This window comes from Bradyrhizobium algeriense, assembly GCF_003062295.1.
Lineage (GTDB): Bacteria > Pseudomonadota > Alphaproteobacteria > Rhizobiales > Xanthobacteraceae > Bradyrhizobium > Bradyrhizobium algeriense.
Genome location: NZ_PYCN01000006.1, coordinates 84,474 through 102,674 on the forward strand (window position 1 = coordinate 84,474; position 18,201 = coordinate 102,674).

General features: G+C 61.6%; 18 protein-coding genes and 1 pseudogene. 4 read left to right on the forward strand and 15 right to left on the reverse strand.

The genetic code is table 11. The features are described 5' to 3' along the window. Window positions 1–152 precede the first annotated feature (152 nt). A complete protein-coding gene (locus C7G61_RS14845; protein ID WP_244608313.1) occupies window positions 153–1,637 on the forward strand; it encodes a CYTH and CHAD domain-containing protein in 1,485 nt (494 codons plus the stop codon). Between the two features lie 113 nt (window positions 1,638–1,750). Here the strand turns inward: C7G61_RS14845 and C7G61_RS14850 are convergent, their stop codons facing one another. The 8 genes from C7G61_RS14850 to C7G61_RS14885 all read right to left on the reverse strand — a co-directional run bounded on the left by C7G61_RS14850 (window position 1,751) and on the right by C7G61_RS14885 (window position 9,297). Continuing rightward, entirely contained in the window at window positions 1,751–2,671 is a 921-nt protein-coding gene (locus tag C7G61_RS14850; protein WP_108515289.1) for a polyphosphate kinase 2 family protein, read from the reverse strand. Continuing rightward, on the reverse strand, window positions 2,668–3,648 hold the full coding sequence (locus tag C7G61_RS14855; protein WP_244608304.1) for a branched-chain amino acid ABC transporter permease: 981 nt from the start codon (window positions 3,646–3,648) through the stop codon (window positions 2,668–2,670). Before C7G61_RS14855 ends, C7G61_RS14850 begins: the two co-directional genes overlap by 4 nt. Beyond that, on the reverse strand, window positions 3,645–4,526 hold the full coding sequence (locus tag C7G61_RS14860; protein WP_108515294.1) for a branched-chain amino acid ABC transporter permease: 882 nt from the start codon (window positions 4,524–4,526) through the stop codon (window positions 3,645–3,647). Before C7G61_RS14860 ends, C7G61_RS14855 begins: the two co-directional genes overlap by 4 nt. A gap of 65 nt (window positions 4,527–4,591) precedes the next feature. Next, window positions 4,592–5,296: an ABC transporter ATP-binding protein gene (locus C7G61_RS14865; RefSeq protein WP_108515297.1), complete on the reverse strand. Its 705-nt coding sequence runs from the start codon at window positions 5,294–5,296 to the stop codon at window positions 4,592–4,594. Between the two features lie 3 nt (window positions 5,297–5,299). Continuing rightward, the gene (locus C7G61_RS14870) at window positions 5,300–6,067 is read right to left on the reverse strand and encodes an ABC transporter ATP-binding protein (protein ID WP_108515300.1); all 768 of its coding nucleotides are present in this window, start codon (window positions 6,065–6,067) and stop codon (window positions 5,300–5,302) included. A 31-nt stretch (window positions 6,068–6,098) separates the two neighbouring features. Then, window positions 6,099–7,409, reverse strand: coding sequence for an ABC transporter substrate-binding protein (locus C7G61_RS14875; RefSeq protein WP_108515302.1), 1,311 nt, complete (start codon window positions 7,407–7,409; stop codon window positions 6,099–6,101). 101 nt (window positions 7,410–7,510) lie between these two features. Further along, the gene (locus tag C7G61_RS14880) at window positions 7,511–8,227 is read right to left on the reverse strand and encodes a hypothetical protein (RefSeq protein ID WP_108515304.1); all 717 of its coding nucleotides are present in this window, start codon (window positions 8,225–8,227) and stop codon (window positions 7,511–7,513) included. Window positions 8,228–8,268: 41 nt separating this feature from the next. After that, window positions 8,269–9,297, reverse strand: coding sequence for an ABC transporter substrate-binding protein (locus C7G61_RS14885; protein WP_108515705.1), 1,029 nt, complete (start codon window positions 9,295–9,297; stop codon window positions 8,269–8,271). 133 nt (window positions 9,298–9,430) lie between these two features. Here C7G61_RS14885 and C7G61_RS14890 point away from each other — a divergent pair, with 133 nt between their 5' ends. Both C7G61_RS14890 and C7G61_RS14895 read left to right on the forward strand, forming a co-directional pair. Next, a complete protein-coding gene (locus tag C7G61_RS14890) occupies window positions 9,431–9,880 on the forward strand; it encodes a cupin domain-containing protein (RefSeq protein ID WP_108515307.1) in 450 nt (149 codons plus the stop codon). 252 nt (window positions 9,881–10,132) lie between these two features. Beyond that, window positions 10,133–10,594, forward strand: coding sequence for an OsmC family protein (locus C7G61_RS14895; RefSeq protein WP_108515309.1), 462 nt, complete (start codon window positions 10,133–10,135; stop codon window positions 10,592–10,594). Window positions 10,595–10,923: 329 nt separating this feature from the next. Here the strand turns inward: C7G61_RS14895 and C7G61_RS44655 are convergent, their stop codons facing one another. Next, window positions 10,924–11,244 (reverse strand): hypothetical protein, encoded by a 321-nt coding sequence (locus C7G61_RS44655; RefSeq protein ID WP_190241828.1) that lies wholly within the window; start codon window positions 11,242–11,244, stop codon window positions 10,924–10,926. A gap of 176 nt (window positions 11,245–11,420) precedes the next feature. On the opposite strand from C7G61_RS44655, the gene C7G61_RS14905 reads away from it, so the two are divergent. After that, the gene (locus C7G61_RS14905; protein ID WP_190241829.1) at window positions 11,421–12,062 is read left to right on the forward strand and encodes a cation diffusion facilitator family transporter; all 642 of its coding nucleotides are present in this window, start codon (window positions 11,421–11,423) and stop codon (window positions 12,060–12,062) included. 99 nt (window positions 12,063–12,161) lie between these two features. Here the strand turns inward: C7G61_RS14905 and C7G61_RS14910 are convergent. The 6 genes and pseudogenes from C7G61_RS14910 to C7G61_RS14935 form a co-directional block, all read right to left on the reverse strand. Then, window positions 12,162–12,379 (reverse strand): annotated as a pseudogene (locus C7G61_RS14910) (GTP-binding protein); the annotation flags it as partial. A gap of 41 nt (window positions 12,380–12,420) precedes the next feature. Next, window positions 12,421–12,750: a hypothetical protein gene (locus tag C7G61_RS14915; protein ID WP_108515316.1), complete on the reverse strand. Its 330-nt coding sequence runs from the start codon at window positions 12,748–12,750 to the stop codon at window positions 12,421–12,423. Between the two features lie 203 nt (window positions 12,751–12,953). After that, window positions 12,954–13,742 carry an ABC transporter permease gene (locus C7G61_RS14920; protein WP_108515319.1) on the reverse strand — a complete coding sequence of 263 codons (789 nt, stop codon included), beginning with the start codon at window positions 13,740–13,742 and terminating at the stop codon, window positions 12,954–12,956. Beyond that, window positions 13,742–14,569, reverse strand: coding sequence for an ABC transporter ATP-binding protein (locus C7G61_RS14925; RefSeq protein ID WP_108515321.1), 828 nt, complete (start codon window positions 14,567–14,569; stop codon window positions 13,742–13,744). Before C7G61_RS14925 ends, C7G61_RS14920 begins: the two co-directional genes overlap by 1 nt. 97 nt (window positions 14,570–14,666) lie before the next feature. Continuing rightward, window positions 14,667–16,613 (reverse strand): glycosyltransferase, encoded by a 1,947-nt coding sequence (locus C7G61_RS14930; protein ID WP_108515323.1) that lies wholly within the window; start codon window positions 16,611–16,613, stop codon window positions 14,667–14,669. Next, the gene (locus C7G61_RS14935; RefSeq protein ID WP_108515707.1) at window positions 16,610–17,992 is read right to left on the reverse strand and encodes an HlyD family secretion protein; all 1,383 of its coding nucleotides are present in this window, start codon (window positions 17,990–17,992) and stop codon (window positions 16,610–16,612) included. The genes C7G61_RS14930 and C7G61_RS14935 overlap by 4 nt, the downstream gene beginning before the upstream one ends. Window positions 17,993–18,201: the final 209 nt, after the last annotated feature.

The window sequence follows — 18,201 nt, forward strand, 5'->3', positions numbered from 1 at the left end:
ATGTGCAATTGCACATTGGGGATCGATGCTCCGCATCGCCCCGGAATGACGGTTCTGTTTACTGGCCGGCACTTGGAAGCGCCTTCCGGCGTTATCAGCCTAGTCTTTCAGACGAGCATCCGATGGGCGTTGAGACCGAAATCAAGTTCCGCATGCCCAAGCGCAATCTCGGGTCCTCTTCCAGGTTGACGGTGCCCGGCTGCAAAATCGGCAAGCGCTCGGAGAGCGATCTGCTGTCGACCTATTTCGACACGCGGAAACACAAGCTGAAGCGGCGTGGACTTCTGCTCCGGGTCAGGCAAGCGGACGGCAAGCACGTACAAACGATCAAGAAGACGTCCGGCGCGCAGTTCGGCCGCGGCGAGTGGGAAACCGAAATAGGAGGTCGCACGCCCGATCTCGGGGAGGCAAACGGCACGCCGCTGGAGCGACTGGCCTCGAACAAGCTGCGGCGCAAGTTGAAGCCGATCTTCGAGACCTCGGTGCATCGCATCACCCTGCCGGTCCGCACCAGACGGAGCGAGCTGGAGCTTGCCATTGATCACGGCAAGATCACTGCGGCGGGGCGGACAAGCCGCATCGAGGAGGTTGAACTCGAATTGAAAAAAGGTCCAGCAAGGGATCTGTTTCGCGTCGCGAAGGCGCTGGAGCGAAAGCTCGCGGCCGAGCTTTGTTTGAGAGCGAAGGCAGACGTTGGCTACGATCTTGTCAATGGAAAGCGCGCTCAGGCTGTGTTTGCCGAACCGATCGAACTTAACAAGCGAATGAGCGCCATTGAGGGTTTCCAGGTGATCGCCCGCTCCGCCCTTCGCCATTTCTCCGGAAACGCCGATGCCGTCCGCAAGCTTGACCCGGAAGGCGTGCATCAGATGCGCGTAGGCTTGCGCCGCTTGCGTGCGGCCATCTCGCTGTTCTCGCAGGCATTGGCGGCTGCGAAAACCGCAGAGATCAAGGCAGAACTGAGGTGGCTGACAAGCGAGCTTGCCCACGCGCGCGAACTGCACGTCTTCCTGGAGGAGAAGATTGGCCCTGTCGCTCGCGAAATAACACCGCGGCGGGGCGGCAAAGCCATTGCGAAGCAATTTGCCGATAAACGCGCCGAGGCGCTCGAGCGGGCCAGGAAGGCTGTCGATTCGCCGCGATGCCGCGCGCTGCTCGTCGATGTGCTCGAGTGGATCGAGGCGCAGCCCGGCCGGACGGACACCGCAAATACCGAACTTGGCGAGTTCGCCGGGAAGCTCCTGGATCGACGCATCAGGAAGGCGCAAAGGGACGCAGGGAAGCTGCAGGAGATGACGGCACCCGAGCGGCACAAATTCCGGATCAGGATGAAGAAGCTCAGATACGCGGCCGAGTTTTTCGAAAGCCTTTTCCGCAGCAAACGCGAGCGAAAGGCGCTCGCGCGTCTATCGAAACATGCGAAGAAGATTCAGGATGCGCTGGGCTCGCTCAACGACTTCATTGCGGATCGAAAGCTGGCGGCAGACGCCGCGCTCCAGGCCCCGCCGCAAAACAGGCGTGCCCGTGCCTTTGTTTCAGGCATTATCGTTGGCCGCGAGGACGAGCAGGCAAGGCCTCTCATGAAGGCCGCGGCAAGGGAGCTGCGTGCGCTTCGCCATCTTTCCGCACTTGGCTGAGGCCATCGTTGCCCGCATTCGGGCCGACGGCCCGTAGGATGGGTAGAGCGTAGCGAAACCCATCGCTCTCCGACCGGGAATGGAATGATGGGTTTCGCTTCGCTCTACCCATCCTACTTCTTCGTCCCCTTCCCCTCCGCCAGCAACGCCTCGCGGACCTGCTTGAATTCGCTGCGGTCGGCCTTTTCGACATCGGGGAAATGCAGGTCAAGTCTGTCGAGCGCGCTGACGATGGCCGAGCCGATCACCACGCGGGCGAACCATTTGTGGTCGGCCGGCACGACATACCAGGGCGCCGCCTCCGCCGCAGTGTGACGGATCATGTCCTGATAGGCGGCCTGGTATTTCGCCCACAGCTTGCGCTCGCCGATATCAGCGAGCGAGAACTTCCAGTTCTTGGCCGGCTCCTCTAGCCGCGCCAGGAAGCGCTCGCGTTGCTCTTCCTTCGAAACGTTGAGGAAGAATTTCAGAATGACCGTGCCGTTGCGCGCGAGGTGGCGCTCCATGGCCGTGATGTCCTCGAAGCGCTCCTTCCAGATGTCCTTGGTTACCAGCCGCTCGGGTAACTTCTGCTTGGCGAGAATCTCCGGGTGTACCCGCACCACCAGGCATTCCTCGTAATGGGAACGGTTGAAGATACCGATCCGGCCGCGCTCCGGCAGCGCGATCATGCTGCGCCACAGGAAATCGTGGTCGAGCTCGTTCGTCGACGGCTGCTTGAACGCGGTGACCTCGCAGCCCTGCGGGTTGACGCCCTCGAACACGCTCTTGATCGCAGAATCCTTGCCGGCGGCGTCCATGCCCTGAAAGATCAGCAGCAGCGACCAGCGGTCCTGCGCGTAGAGCTTTTCCTGGAAATCGCTGAGCCGCTCGCGATTGGCCTCGATGATCCCAGTCGCTTTTTCCTTGTCGAGGCCACCCTTCTCATTGGTCTTGTGCGACTTCAGGTGAAATTCGCCCGTGCCGTCGTAACGGAACGGGACGACATAGGGTTTCAGCTCGTTCGCCAGTGGTTGCGAAGGTTTTTTGCTCATTTCGTCCCGGAGGGCTTGGGTTGCGTCTTCAGTCTGTCGAGGACGCTACCAAGAATGCCCTTGGGAAGGAATATGATGAAGATGACCAGCAGCACGCCGTAGACCAGATTGTCCCACCCTACCGCCTTGGTGCCGAAGCCGATGCGCAGCACTTCGGCGAGCATGATGGTGATGATGGCGCCAACCGTCGGCCCGAGCGAGACGTAGAGGCCGCCGACGATGACCGCGAACACCATCTGCAGCGACACCGCGATGCCGCTCACCGTGTCGGGCGAGATGAACATCTGGTACTGGCAGTACAGCGCGCCGGCGAGCGCCGTCATCAGCGCCGAGATCAAGGTGATCTTGAGCTTTTCGGCGGTCACGTTGACGCCGGCCGCCGCTGCCGCGTCCTCGTCCTCCGAGATCGCCTCCATGGCGTAGCGGCTCATGCTGCGATCGACCCAGCGCCAGATCAACAGCCCCACGACCCAGACGAACAGCGCGATCAGATACCAGGTGATCTTGTCGTCGAACTGCAGCGCCATCCATCCAGAGCCGCTGCGGGCGCGGTTCGGCGTGTAGCCGAGCGAGCCGCCGGTGTAGTCGCGGGTCGCGGTGATGACCTGCAGCACGATGCCTGACAGCGCCAGCGTCACCAGCACGAAATAATGCCCGGTGATACGGAAGCGGAAACAGGGATAGGCGACGATCAGCGCCAGGATTCCCGCCGCCACCATGCTGATGGGAATGCCGATCCACGGCGAGACGTCGAGATGGTTCCACAACAACGCGGTGACATAGGCGCCGACGCCCATGAAGCCGCCATGGCCGAGCGATACCAGGCCGAAGCGGCCCATGATGGACCACGCGGTATAGGCGAACGACCAGATCAGGATCAGCACCAGAATATGCAGGTGATAGGGCTCGCGATAGACAAAGGGCAGCGCGATCAGCGCGGCGAGGCCAACGCCCCAGGCGGCATGACGGAGATTCACGAGCGCCTCGCAAACAGGCCCGCGGGCCGGATGAACATCATGACGATGAAGAAGGCGAAGGCCAGCACGTAACCCCATTCGAGATCTGAGAACAGGCCGCCCAACGAAATGATCTGGGCGAACACGAACGCCGCGATGAAGCCGCCTACGAAATTGCCGAGCCCGCCGAGCACGCAGATCAGGAAGGTGATCGGCCCGAACGACAGCCCGACGAAGGGGTGCACGTCGTACTGCAGCACCAGCAGACAGGCGGCGAGGCCGGCGAGCGCGCCGCCCAGCGCCGAGGTGATGAGATAGATGCGCTTGGTGTCGACCCCCATCAGCGACATGATCTGGCGGTCCTGCGCGACGGCGCGGATCGCAGTCCCCGTATAGGTGCGCTTCATGAAGAAGTAGATCGCCAGCATGCCGATCAAGGCGGCGGCGAAGGCCAGGAGCCGCGAATAGCTGAAATGCATCTCGCCGATCGCCAGCACCGGCAGGCGGATGCCGAGATTGCGGAAGTCGATGCCGAAGGCGACGGTGGCAAAGCTTTGCAGGATGAACAGCACGCCGCCGGTCGCCAGCAGCTGGTTGATCGGCGGCGCGGTGAGCAGCGGCGCGATCACGATGTAATGCAGCGCAGCGCCGAGGGCCGCGACCAGCAGGATCGCAAACGGCGCGGCAACCCAATACGGCATGCCGAATACCTGGACCATGTAGTACATGCCGTACATGCCGATCATGACCAGTTCGGCGTAGCAGATCCAGGTGACGTCGATGACGCCGAAGATCAAGTTCAGCCCGAGCGCCAAGAGCGCCAGCACGCCGCCGAGCAGGATGCCGTTGACCACGGCTTCCAGCAGATAGATGTCGAAGATCTCCAGAAACGCCTGCATCGCCTGCCCTATTTTTTGAGCATGATCTTTTCGAAAAACCGGTTCCCACTTTTTCGGATCATGCTCTAGACCCCAAGATATGCCTGCTTGATCGTATCGGTCGACAACATCTCTTCCGACGTGCCGGAGGCGCGGATGGAGCCGGCCTCCAGCAGGTAGGCGCGGTCGACCACCTTCAGCACCTGCTGCACGTTCTGCTCGACGATCAGGACCGTCAGCCCGCTGGCGCGGATGCGTTTGACCAGTTCGAACACTTGCTGCACCACGACCGGCGCCAGCCCCGCGGACGGCTCGTCGAGCAAAAGCAATTTCGGGTCCGACATCAGCGCGCGGCCAATCGCGCACATCTGCTGCTCACCGCCGGACATGGTGCCAGCCATCTGGCTGCGCCGCTCCTTCATGCGCGGGAACAGGTCGAACACGAATTCCAGCCGCTCGGCATATTTGGCGCGCGCGCCCGGCATGTAGGCGCCCATCTTCAGGTTGTCGTCGACGGTGAGCCGTGGAAACAGCCGGCGGTTCTCCGGCACATGCGCGATGCCGAGGTCGACGATGCGATGCGCCGGCGTCGCCAGCACGTCGTGGCCTTCCATCGAGATCGCGCCCTTGGTGGGGCGGATCAGCCCCGAGATCACGCGCATGAGCGTGGTCTTGCCCGCGCCGTTGGGGCCGATGACGCCGACCGCCTCGCCCGCCCTGACGTCGAGATTGATGCCGAACAATGCCTGGAAGGTGCCATAGCCCGCATCGAGCGATTTCAATTCGAGCATATGTCAGACCCCCGCCTTGCGGCGCGCTTCGGCTGCCGCAATCTGGCTCGAATCCGCGTCGGTGCCGAGATAGACCTCGATCACCCGGGGATCGCCGGCCACCGCGCTCGGCAGGCCTTCCGAGATCTTCTCGCCGTGATCGAGCACCATCACGCGGTCGACCACGCGCATCAGGACGCCCATGATGTGCTCGACCCAGATGATGGTGATGCCGAGCTCGTCGCGGATCTTGCGCAGCATGTCGGCCGCCTGATCCATCTCGTGCTCATCGAGCCCGCCGAGGCTTTCGTCGGCGAGCAGTAGTTTCGGCCCCGTCGCGAGCGCCTTGGCGAGTTCGAGCTTCTTCAATCCGGCGGCGCCGAGTCCATCGACGCTGGCGTGCCGGTCCGTCGGCAGGCCGACCATCCCGAGCGCCCGCTCGGCCGCCTCATCCGCCTTGACGCGGCTGTGACGGCCCTGGCCGTAATAGCCGGCGAGCGCCACGTTCTCAAAAATGCTGAGCCGGTGAAACGGCCGCGGGATCTGGAAGGTGCGGCCGATGCCGCTGTTGATGATACGATGCGGGGCCACGCCCGCGATCTCCGCGCCGTCGAACAGGATCGATCCCGCCGTCGGCACCAGCGTGCCCGACAGCATGTTGAAGATCGTGCTCTTGCCGGAGCCGTTCGGACCGATCAGGCCGAGAATCTCGCCCTGCTCGACCCGAAACGACACGTTGTTGACAGCGGTGAAGCCGCCGAAACGCTTCACCAACCCTTCTACCGTCAGCACGCCAGAACCTCCGCTTACTCGTTTGCTGGCTTTACTGGTTGCTGAACGTGGTTCCCTTCGGTAGCGGCAGCACGGCCTCGCGCTGCGCCTGGCTCTTCGGCCACACCACATAGGACTTGTCGTCAATGTACTGGATGACCACCGGGAACGAGCGCTCGTTCTGGCCGGCCATCTGCGTGCCCTCGCCGTGGAACTTGACGCCGAAGCCGAGCATGGTGCCGCCTTCGGGAATGTCGACTTCGAGCGCCGCCTTGCGCAGCGCATCGGGATCGACGCCGCCATATTTCTTGATGGCGCGCGGCAGCACGTCGGTGAGGAAGAGGTAGGTGTTCGACGCCGCCATGCCGACATGGGCGGAACGGATCGCGACGCCCGGCTTCGCCTTGTCGAATTCCTCGCCGACCATCTTGATGACCGGCGGCAGCTTCGGATCCATCGATTTCTGGTTGGCGAGCCAGATCGAGATCGGATCGGTGTTGAAGACGTAATTGACGTCGCCGCCGAGACCCTCCTTCAGCTTCTCGTACACGCCATAGCCGGCGCCGTGACCGACGAGTGCTGCGAATTTCAGGCCCTGCTCGCGCGCCTGCCGCCCGAACAAGGTGATGTCCGGGTTGTAGCCGGTATGGAAGATCACATCGGGCCGCGCGCGCTTCAGTTTCGTCACCAGCGCCGAGAGATCGGGCGCGGTCGCCGAATATCCCTCCTTCATCACGACGTTGAAGCCGGCCTTCTTGGCGCCGGCCTCGTTGCCCTTGGAGACGTCGACGCCATAGGCGCCGTCCTCGTGGATGATCGCGACGCGCAGATCCTTCGGCTCCTTGCCGAACTTTTCCTTGGCGTTCTGCGCGATAAAATCCATCGTCATCATGCCGAACTGGTCGCCCGAGGCTTGCGGACGGAACACGTATTTGAAGTTCTTGTCGGCGAGCACCGCCGAAGAAATGCAGGTGGTGATCCACATGAAGTTCTTGAGCTGCTCGACGCGCGCGGCCACCGGCACGCATTGCGCCGACGAGAAGAAGCCGAGCAGCATGTTGACCTTTTCCTGTTCGATCAGCCGCACCGCCTCGTTGATCGCAACATCAGGCTTGCTCTGGGCGTCGGCGTAAACCGCCTCGACCTTGTAACCCTCGACGCCGGTCTTGGCGTACTGGTCGAGCATGATCTTGGCGCCGATATATTGCAGTTCCGAACCGCCGCCCGCGAGCGGACCGGTCAGGTCGTAGATCACGCCGATCTTGATTTTCTTTTCCTGGGCTTCGGCAGTAACCGCCATCCCCAGCACCGCGATTGCGGCAGACAGCCCAACGAGAAGGCGTGCAGCTTTGCGCCCCGGCATGGAATCCTCCCTGGATTATTTTTTGTGCACTGCGTTTTTCTTGTTCTTGTTGCCGCCTATCACATTGGTAGCGCGACCAGATGTCAAGCGTATTGCTGGCGTCAGGGCGGGGACGCGAACTGCGCCTCGATGAACGCCGTGACAAAACGCGGCATTGCAGAGGTGAGATCGTGCGCTCCGCGCACGAGGTGGATGGCGGATAACTCCGGCTGACGCTGCGCGGCGAGATTGGCCACGATCCGGTCGCGCACGGCCTCGCCCGGCATGTCGACCCGCAACATGCGGATCATCGCGATCGCACGTCCGGTATAGATGCAGTGCCAAATCGGCTCGCTCTCGTATTCGCCGGGCGCAAGGCCCGTCTCTTCCTCGAGTTCGCGCGTCACGCTGCCTGAAATATCGACCGTGCCGTCCCTGATGTCGTCGAGATCGGGCGTGCCTGATGGGAAGTATATGCGCCCGGCGTTCGACGTGTGCTGGCCCATCTCGCCGAGCACGAAGGCGCCGTCGGCGCAGCGGAGCGCGCCCATGCCGAAGCCGTTGAACACAGACGAATCGGGAAAACCCCAGTCACGCCAAGCCAGGAAGCTTGCGAAGTCGGTCTCGAAATAGCTGGCGCTGAGGCGATCGCCGGCAAACACCGGATTGCGTCCAAGCAGGACGCGACCGTTCCACATCGCGGGCTTTTCACGCTGCTTGTCGGCGAAATGCGTCGCGATCTCCGCGCGGCGCGTTTCGGCAAACGGCCACGTCCACGCCTCGACAACGAGGTCGAGCGCGCTGACGCGATGAATGACCAGAGGTTTCGTGTCACTCATCGCCTGACTTCGCTTGATTTCACGCCGATCCCGCCCAGCCCTTATTTCGCGCTCGTGCCGGTGGTCTTCTTGACCTGCTCGACATATTTGTTGGTGTAAGTCTTGGTCACGTCGATATTGGCCTTGGCGACCTCCGGCGACCCCTCGCTGAACACCGCGAGCACCGCATCCGCGCCCTTGGGATCCATCTTGCCGGTCAGCGAATACATCGGGATCGTGTTCTTCAGCGCCGCCAGATAAAGCTCCTTGTTCTTGCCGACGATTTCGTCGGGCATCTTCGCCATGATCTCTTCCGGCGAATGCGAGTGAATCCAGTCGAGCGTGTTGACGATCGCCGTGGTCAGCGCCTGCACTTCCTTCTCGTGCGACTTGATCCACGCCGTGGTCGTATAGAGCGCGCCGCCGGGATATTCCCCGCCGAACACGGCGAGCGTGTCCTTCTCGCTGCGGGTGTCGGCCAGTATCTTCAAATCGGGATAGCTGCCCTGCAAAACGGTGACGGAGGGATCGAGCATCACCGCTGCGTCGATCTGCCCCTGCTGCATCGCCGCCACGGCGGTCGCGCCGAGACCGACGCCGATCACCGCGGCGCTGGTCGGGTCGAGGCCGTTCTTCTTGAGGAGATATTTCAGGAAGAAGTCGGTCGAGGAGCCCGGCGCGCTGACGCCGACCTTCTTGCCGGCCAGATCCTTGATCGACTTGATCTCATTGGTATGGGCGGGCGACACGACAAGCACCAGGCCGGGGTAGCGGTCATAAATCACGAAGGACTGCAATTCCTGCTTCTTGGCGGCCAGATTGACGCAGTGGTCGAAATAGCCTGACACCACGTCGGCGCTGCCGCCGAGCACGGCCTTGAGCGCGTCCGAACCGCCCTTGAGGTCGACCAGCTCGACGGCAAGGCCGGCCTTTTCGTATTCGCCGAGCTGCTTGGCCAGCACGGTGGGCAGATAGCACAGGCAGGAGCCGCCGCCGATCGCGACCGTGACCTTGCTTTGCGCTGCGGCAAGACCTGTCGTCAGCACCAGCGCCAGCAGCACCCCGGCCAGCCGGCCGAACAGTTTCTTCATGGGTTCCTCCATTTGTTGGCCGGCAAGATAGAGCAGCGCGTGGACGTTGAGAAGGCGACTTTCCGCCCGCTGGTCAGGCGCTACCGGGCGGAATAGCATCGCCCCACAATAATCAACACAGGGGGAGACTGCCATGAATCGCCTGGCCATCACGCTATCGCTCGCCGCCGCCTTTGCCGCCGGTTGCAGCGTCACCCATCTGCTACGGCCGGCGATCGCCGCCGAGAACATCGCCGCGCAGGTCATCCACACCGGCGAACTCGAAGGCGATGCGCTCGGCATGCCCTCGGGCACCGGAATGCGCTCCAAACTGTTCGTCGCCGCCGACGGCATGACCATCTCGATCCAGGACGGCAATGTCGGCAAGCACATGCATCCCAACACCAACGAGATTCAGTACATCCTCGACGGCACCGGCACGATCTGGCTGGGCGACAAGGAGGTGCGGGTGAAGCCGGGCGATCTGGTCGTGATCCCCAAGGGTACCGCGCATGGCGGCACCAAGCCGGACGGCCGCACCCTCAAGGCGATCGCGATCAAGACGCCGCCGCAAGCGCCTGACGATACGAAGATGTTGAATTGACGGCGCGCCCTCGCGCCGTCATCCCGGGGCGCGAAAGCGAACCCGGGATCTCGAGATTCCGGGTTCGCCTCTTCGAGGCGCCCCGGAATGACGTACTCAAATGTTAGAATCGTAGGGTGCGCAAAGGCGGTCTTTTGCGCCGTGCCCACCAAGTTCTTGCTGTGGTCGTGATGGTGGGAACGCTTCCGCCTTCGCTCGTTGAGCTACCGCGGACAGGTCGCGTTGCCCACCCTACGATTCCTGGAGGATCACATGGCAACCGGGAAAACATACAAGTCCTTTCGGTACAGCAACAACCTGGTCTGGGACACCGCTCGTCGCGGCCGAACGTCGGCGCCCGGCAAACCCGACATCGAGATCGGCAGTCCTCCCGAATTCAAGGGAGAGGCGGGCGTCTGGGCTCCCGAAGAAATGCTGGTCGCCGCGCTGAATGCTTGCATGATGCTGACGTTTGTATCGTTCGCGCAAAGCAAGAGGCTGGAGTTTGTGGCTTATGAAAGCGCCGCAGAAGGTTTGCTGGCAAACGTCGACGGCAAATATCGGATCATTGAAGTCAGCGTACAGCCAACCCTGGTCCTGAGAAGTCAGGCTGATATCGCAGCCGCCCGAACGATTATGGCCGAGGTGAAGGAAAACTGCTTCATCTCCAACTCGCTTACCGCCGACGTGAAATTGGATCCGCAATTTCGAATGGCGTCCGATGTCGTCAGCTAGTGTGGCCTTCGGCAGAGGCCGTGGGGTGGGCAAAGGCGCTCTTCGCGCCGTACCCACCATGTTCTTACCGTAGTCGTGAACGGTGGGCACGCCTCACCTACCCTGCGACTCTGAATCCATGTAACAGTCACGGCTTCCAACATAAGACGTGGATAAACCGGTAGATTAGTGCTCGGCTCGCAACCTTCGTTCCCACCTGAACGTTATAACGTTGGCTATCGGTAACTAAATCAGGGTGCCGGCACCTCAGGCATCGTTGGCATCCGCAACTGTTCCACTATTGTCCGCGATGATCGGGTACCGATGGCAAACAAGCGCAAGGAGTATTGCTAATGGCCACATGTACCGAGAAACACCACGCCAACCACACTCACAAGCATGGCCCGGATTGCGGGCACACCGCGGTTCGTCATGACGGACATGTGGATTATCTTCACGACGGCCATCTCCACCATATGCACGAGGATCACGTGGACGAACATGCCATCACGGTAAATGCCACAAATCCCGTGCAATGCACGCCTCAGGTCCATTGCGAGCACACGCACGGTCCAAACTGCGGACATGAAGCGGTGCCGCATGGTGACCATGTCGACTATCTTGTAGACGGCCGGCTGCACCATCCGCACGGTGATCATTGCGATGATCACGGGCCCGTGCAATTAGCCTGAGGGCGATGGTGATCGAACCCTGGCGGCGCTGGAGGCGCCGGCCGATGACGCCTGCGACGATATCGCAACCGCGCGAACGAAGTAGGTCGTGTTCAGCACCTCGAAGCGCATTCTAGTGCACATATTTGCCAAGTCGCGGAAATGGGGGATGCAAAGTGGCTCATCATCAAAGAGCCGTCGCCGCTGCAGTGGCGATAAACACTGCAATCTTTCTGGTGGAGGGTATTGCTGGCTATCAGGCATCGAGTCTGAGCCTCCTGATGGACAGCGCGCATAACCTGTCGGACGAGTTGGCTCTGGTCTGCCTGTATGCAGCATTCCTGGTCACCAGAGGTCCTTCGCAGCGGCTGTTGCGAGCTGGAAATCTCTTTAACTCAGTCGGGCTGATTGCGGTCAGCGGACTGCTTTTGTGGCAGGCCGCCGAGCGTCTGTTCAATCCGGTGCCGGTTCAGGGCGTCGTTCCGATGATCGTCGGTCTGGCTGCCGCTGCCGCCAATTGGAGCGTGGCCCGCTTGCTCCTGGAGCCAAGCCAAAACAACGCTGCAATCCGGCTCGCGTATATCCACAATCTTGGCGACGTATGGGTATCCCTCGCCCCGGTGGCCGCGGGCTTACTGCTTCTAGTGACGGGTTATCCAATCTTCGATCCAATCACCGCAGGAGCCGTTGCATTGTGGATCATTTTCACGACTGGCCGGGAGGTTCTTGAATCGCACGATGAACTGATATGGCCGGAGAAAATCATCTGCTGCCATACCGACCACGATGAACCGGTCGTGACGCCACAATCAAATTGAGACGGTAGCAGATGAATCTGCCGCCTTCCGCACGAGCGTGAGATGATTGGCGGATGCTCGAAAAATGCCGCGTGCAGCTCACCAATGCATCGACGATCAAACGTGGCAGGACTCAAATCCGTTGTTCATTTCGAAGTTCTCTTCTTCGGCGTTGACGATGAGGTCATTGTCGATTCCGACCTCGCCGAATTCATTGACGACGACGGCGTAGCGCCTGCCGTGCGTCTCCGTGAGGATACGGTAAGCGGCGTGGTCTTTCCGGCCCCGAGATAGCCGGTAATCACCGTGACCGGAGTCCGGTTCAAAGCCATCTGCATGGGATTGTCCTTTGCTGATGCTTGCAATTGGTCTGCGCCGGCTAGCGTCGATCCGCGGATAAGCGACGGTCATTCCGTTTCGATGGAGGTTCGGGCAGGCCGGTTGGTGCGGCCAGCGGCGCCAGCGCATCCGCGAGGTCTGTCTGCGTGATCTGATCAAGCGGCTTGTCGATCGTGACGACCTCGATTGGCCGTCTCGGGTGCATGATGAGCACGATGGTTCGGGCGCCGCCGCAACTGGGATCACCGCGTTCGCTTACGGTGATTATTGTTTCATCATCGGCGTTGATCGCTGTCCGGGCATGCTCTTTCAATTCACGCACCACGTTCCATTGGTGGCGCGGCGACCTTGGGAAGAAAACAACAGTCATTGTCGACACAGCCTGAAGGAGCGAAGATTTACGTAATGTTATAACATCACACGCTTATGTCAAACAGCTTGTGGTGCACTCTGGGCATCGGCTGGTTCCGCAATAAGGAAACGGCGGATCGAACCGCCTGACTTGGTTACCGGGCATCAAATCATGCGTACGAACTCAGCGATTAGGCCTGCGCCTTGCAACGCCGGAGGCGGCTACCCTCTACCCTCCGCCGCGACCGGCCGCCAGATCAAAAGCCGGCGCTCGACCAGCGTCACCACCATGTCGATCAGGATGACGAAAGCCGATAGCACGAACATGCCGGCGAACACGGCGGCGACGTCGAACACGCCTTCGGCCTGCTGGATCAGGTAGCCGAGACCGGCCGCCGATCCCAGATATTCGCCGACGACAGCACCGACCACGGCAAAGCCGACCGCAGTGTGCAGCGACGAAAACATCCACGACAACGCCGAGGGCCAGTACACATGCCGCGTCAATTGCCGCTCGCTCATGCCGAGCATGCGGCCGTTGTCCAGCACGGTTTGGCTGACCTCCTTGACGCCCTGATAGACGTTGAAGAACACGATGAAGAACACCAGCGTCACGCCGAGCGCGACCTTGGACCAGATGCCTAAGCCGAGCCACAGCGTGAAGATCGGCGCCAGCACCACGCGCGGCAGCGCGTTGACCATCTTGACGTAGGGATCGAACACCGCGGCAACACGCGGCTGGCGCGCGAACCAGAAGCCGACCAGCACGCCGCCGACCGAGCCGATCACGAAAGCCAGCACCGACTCCCACAGCGTAATCATCAGATGCTTCCAGATCACGCCGGACGTGAACCATTTGACGATCTGGCTGCCGACATCGACCGGGTTGGAGAAGAAGAACGGCGGCAGCAGGACGCGGCCGAACACCGGCACGGTGGCGAGGAACTGCCACAGCGAGAGTGCGACCACGGCCACCATCAATTGCCAGAACAGCAGTGTCAGGCGCGACATCAGCCGGCCTCCGCACTTAGCGTCGACTGCGCATAACCCTTCATCACTTCGTCCTTCAGCACGCTCCAGATTTCGCGGTGCAGTTCGTGGAATTGCTTTTCCATCCGCACTTCGGAGATGTCGCGCGGGCGCGGCAACGGCACGCGCCAGTCGCCGATGATGCGCGCCGAGGGACCTGCCGACATGATCACGACGCGGTCGGCGAGCGCGATCGCCTCTTCGAGATCGTGGGTGACGAACAGCACTGCCTTGCGGTCGGCGTTCCACAGCTCCAGCAGCAGATTGCCCATGATCTGCCGGGTCTGGGCATCGAGCGGGCCGAACGGCTCGTCCATCAACAGGATTTTTGGATCGCGGATCAAAACCTGCGCAAGGCCGACGCGCTTGCGCTGCCCGCCCGACAGCATGTGCGGATAACGGTTGGCGAACGCGCCGAGGCCGACGGAGGTGAGCCAGCCCTGCGCCCGCTGCAGCGCCTGCTCGCGCGGCGCGCCCTTGATGTCGAGGCCAATGGCGACATTGTCGATCGCAGTCTTCCAGGGAAACAGCGCATCGGCCTGGAACAGATAGCCGGCATCGCGGTTCAACCCCGTCAGCGGCTTGCCGAAAATCTTCACCGACCCCGCGGCGGGCTTCAAAAGCCCGGCCGCCACGTTGAGCAGCGTCGATTTCCCGCACCCGGTCGGGCCCACAATGGCGACGAACTCGCCATGGGCGACGGACAGGCTGGCCCGCTCCACGGCCGTGTAGACGCGATCCCCGGCCACGCGAAACGCCACTGTAGCATCATCGAGCGCGACCGCCGTTGGCTGAGCCGTATCCGCCATGTTTCTCCCCAAGGTTGGAGAGATGCCTTAGCGGTTATGAAGGATAAGTTCAACGACCGGCGGACGTTACATTCTGCCGAACCAGAAGCAACTCCATTCAATTAAACAGGCGCATCAGAAGAGCCTTGCCGACAGGGGCCGCTCTGACATCGCGAACAGCCCGAACATACTCTCCTGCGTAAAAACCGCGCACGACCCGCACGCGCGTTGCGACGGTTTCTTCAAATCGAACGCCAAAACCGTCGACGGTTCGCCGCACGACCGCTGCGGATACGTCCTGGCCGTACACATTGCAGTTGATGACGGTCCCCACCGGCGGCGGCGCAGGATCGATGAACCTGGCACCTGATATCGAGATGTCCGCCATGCGAACCAGCCGCGGGGTCCTTCCCAGGTGAATGAGAACGGGTTCATCCCGCTCGAAGCGTTCGGCCTTGCGACGACGGGGCTGCTCGATGCAGATGAAACACACGATCGCCAGCACCAGGCTATTGTACAAACTCCAGGCGAGCGCCAGTCCGCCGTAAGCGATGTTCTCTCCCTTCAAATTGAGGATGAAGGCATAGGCGATGCCCAGCAAGGTTACGAACAGCGCGGACCCGTAAAGCCGCAGCAGCGACCACTCCACGAACTTCTGACTGCGGTTGCCGCCTTTGGCAGTCACACTGAACTTGTGCCCCCGCGGCTTGACAAGGCCCGCGACGACCGCCCTCAGGACCGCGGGCGCCGCGATGTACTGCGACACATCGGTCATGATCACCATCGAACGGCCACGCGAAATCCAGGCCATCGTGAATGCGTGCCAGACGTAGAAAGGCAGGAAGTATCTCAACAGCTCGAAAAGATCGGCATAAACCGCCTTGATCCCGAACAGGAGAAACGGCCAGGGCACGACGAGGCCAAACACCTTCGCCCCATAAACCGCGGCCCAGCTCATGAAGGCGTCTACGAGTGAAAGCCGATCAATGAATCCGAGGTTTGATCGCAAGGAAAACGGCCCACTGCGGCCGCGCACGATCTGCATCATGCCGAGACACCATCGGCCGCGCTGCGTGATGTATTCCTTAAGTCCTTCGGGCGCCAACCCGAGCGTGAGCCTCTCGTTCAGATAGACGGTGCGATGGCCACGTTCCTTCAGGCGCAGCGTGACGAGATAATCCTCGGTCACCGAGTCCGTCGGGAAACCGCCGATCTGCATGAGGGCTGAAACGCGGATCACCGACGAAGTGCCGCAGCAGAAGGCAACATCCCAGGCGTCCTTGGCGGGCATCAGAATGTCGAAGAAAAACCGCTGCTCGTCGGGCCACACTTCGGCGGCGGCGAGATTCGACTGGATCGGATCAGGATTGATGAAATGCTGCGGGGTCTGCACCACGCCGACGGATTTGTCCTCCATCAAGCTAGTCGCACGCGCGAGGAAATCCGGCATCGGAACGAAGTCGGCATCCAGGATGGAGATGAACTGCGGCTTGTCGTGCAGTCCCGTCACGTGGCGCAGCGCGTGATTGATGTTACCGGCTTTGGCGTGCGCATTGTCCGGGCGGGTCAGGTAGTGGCAGCCGAGTTCTTCCGTCAGGCGCTTGAGCCACAGGCGTCGTCCGTCATCCAGGACCCAAACGCGATAGTTGCCGTATTCCAGCCCCGTGGTGCCGATGATCGTACGCTCCAGGATCGCCTTCTCCTCATTGTAGGTGCAGATGAAGACGTCGACGAGCGGCGCCGGCGCAGCCGCTGCGGCTCGCCTTGATCCAGCCTTCACGTCGGCAGAGCGATCGATCGTTCGACTGAGGAATAGCAGCGACAGGCTGACGGCAACCAGCGAGGCACCCTCCGCCAGCATGAACGGGTATCCGACGAGAGCATCGGCAGTAAGCCCCGGTGGCGGCAACGTCCAAGTAACGCGCCACGCGAAGTACCGGATCAACAGGACAAGCGACATCCCCGTCATCAATGATCGGGCGAGGGTGCTGTCGCGTCTGAGCAACGGCAGGAGGGCGATGCAGGCACCGAGCGCGATCAGGCCTGGCGCGAACGCTGAGATCATGGCTTTGGCGCACCGTAGTTGAACACGACCCTTCCTGTGCGCCCGACTGCGCAATCCTTGCCTGTGGTATCAATGCCGGGCATCGAAACCGTCACACGATATGGTTCTTTGCCGAGCACGTCGGGATTGATGGCCAGATTCGCGGGCGCACCGGATGAGCCGGTGAGATTCACGATCGTCCCCTGGATCGCCGGACTGCCGTCGTTCGGCTCAAAACTCGCCTGGTCACCCAGCTGGAGCCGGTTGTAGACGCCTTCTGTGACGTTTGCGGTCACCACAGCGCTGCTGCAATCAAGCAGCTTCAGCAGCGCCTGTCCGGCCCGGACATCCTCGCCCGGCGACGTCATTTTCTCCCAGATCCGGCCGGTCACCGGCGCTCTGATGTCTGCTTCCGATCGGCTGATATAGTGCTGCTGTTCGGACGCGATCTCCTGGGACAGCCACGCGATCTCGGCATCCGCATGCGCCAGGTCGGCCTTGAGATCTCCTGCGCGCTGCCGCATCTCTTCTTCGCGCTGGACTGAACTCGGCCGGTCATTATAGCTGTCGCCCAGATATGTGCCGTTCTTCGCGGCCGTCAGCTCGACCTTGGCCGCATCAAGCCTTCGGCGGGCGCCGATCTCGGTCTGCTGAGCGATTGATTGTTCCCGGGTCAACCTTGCGAGCTCTACGGTCGAGACGCTGCCCGACCTGATCAGCGACGATGCCCGCTCCACAGACGCCGTCGCCTCTTCCCGTCGCGACACGGCGGCTTCGATCGCCGACTGTATTTCAGCGATCCGCGCCTCCAGCTGAAGCATGCGGCCTTCCCTGAACTGGGAGGACTGCCGGGCGAGATCCTGCTGCGCGGCTTGAGCCGAGGCCAGTTTGGCTGCGAGGCCTGGCCGCTCGTTCTCCAGTCGGGACATTTGTCGCCTTAGATCGTCCAAACGGGCCCGATCTCCTCGCGTGTTGACAACCCGAAGGATGACCTCACCTTCGTTCACCACGCTCAATGCGGTGGAAGGGCCGGACTTCGCGCTCACTCCCCCGTCGATCGGCGACCTCAGCGTTACGAGCCTGGCGTTGACCACCGCCTCGACGCTGGAAGTTTGCCAGATGGCCCGGAGCGGCAGCCATCCGAACACGGCAACGATGGCGAGGCCGACGGCGACCTTCAGCACCCGTCGAAGGATCAGGGACCATGACCGCGCGGGCAACTCCTGGTCAGAGGAACCACCACTTACCGGCTCGTCGACATCCGGCCTCAGCTGATCGTCCAGATCGCGCTGCAGACCCTTGGCGTCATGACCGGGGTCGATGGATTGGATATCTCCGTCTGCAGCAAACGTGGGAGCGTGTCCGGGGGTGAATTGCTTTGTTTGCGCATGATGATCCATGACAGCCGGCCCCCTGATGTCGTCGGTGATCAAACCAACTCGTAGCTCCTTGAGGCGATGCACTGCCAGGCAAGTAGCCTGCGCGCGTACTTTAAAAGCCGCTAAAAAACGCGAGCCATCTTTCGATAAAACTGCAACAATCTTCGGATGTGCGCGGCCGAAACGCGTGATCCCTGAAACGGCATCCGCGCGCCCCGCGTCCACCCCCC

Excerpts from the sequence above, each read along its gene's own strand:
- C7G61_RS14845 (WP_244608313.1), top strand. The coding sequence starts at position 153 with ATGCCCAAGCGCAATCTCGGGTCCTCTTCCAGGTTGACGGTGCCCGGC.
- C7G61_RS14850 (WP_108515289.1), bottom strand. The coding sequence starts at position 2,671 with ATGAGCAAAAAACCTTCGCAACCACTGGCGAACGAGCTGAAACCCTAT.
- C7G61_RS14860 (WP_108515294.1), bottom strand. The coding sequence starts at position 4,526 with ATGCAGGCGTTTCTGGAGATCTTCGACATCTATCTGCTGGAAGCCGTG.
- C7G61_RS14865 (WP_108515297.1), bottom strand. The coding sequence starts at position 5,296 with ATGCTCGAATTGAAATCGCTCGATGCGGGCTATGGCACCTTCCAGGCA.
- C7G61_RS14875 (WP_108515302.1), bottom strand. The coding sequence starts at position 7,409 with ATGCCGGGGCGCAAAGCTGCACGCCTTCTCGTTGGGCTGTCTGCCGCA.
- C7G61_RS14880 (WP_108515304.1), bottom strand. The coding sequence starts at position 8,227 with ATGAGTGACACGAAACCTCTGGTCATTCATCGCGTCAGCGCGCTCGAC.
- C7G61_RS14885 (WP_108515705.1), bottom strand. The coding sequence starts at position 9,297 with ATGAAGAAACTGTTCGGCCGGCTGGCCGGGGTGCTGCTGGCGCTGGTG.
- C7G61_RS14890 (WP_108515307.1), top strand. The coding sequence starts at position 9,431 with ATGAATCGCCTGGCCATCACGCTATCGCTCGCCGCCGCCTTTGCCGCC.
- C7G61_RS14895 (WP_108515309.1), top strand. The coding sequence starts at position 10,133 with ATGGCAACCGGGAAAACATACAAGTCCTTTCGGTACAGCAACAACCTG.
- C7G61_RS14915 (WP_108515316.1), bottom strand. The coding sequence starts at position 12,750 with ATGACTGTTGTTTTCTTCCCAAGGTCGCCGCGCCACCAATGGAACGTG.
- C7G61_RS14920 (WP_108515319.1), bottom strand. The coding sequence starts at position 13,742 with ATGTCGCGCCTGACACTGCTGTTCTGGCAATTGATGGTGGCCGTGGTC.
- C7G61_RS14925 (WP_108515321.1), bottom strand. The coding sequence starts at position 14,569 with ATGGCGGATACGGCTCAGCCAACGGCGGTCGCGCTCGATGATGCTACA.
- C7G61_RS14930 (WP_108515323.1), bottom strand. The coding sequence starts at position 16,613 with ATGATCTCAGCGTTCGCGCCAGGCCTGATCGCGCTCGGTGCCTGCATC.
- C7G61_RS14935 (WP_108515707.1), bottom strand. The coding sequence starts at position 17,992 with ATGGATCATCATGCGCAAACAAAGCAATTCACCCCCGGACACGCTCCC.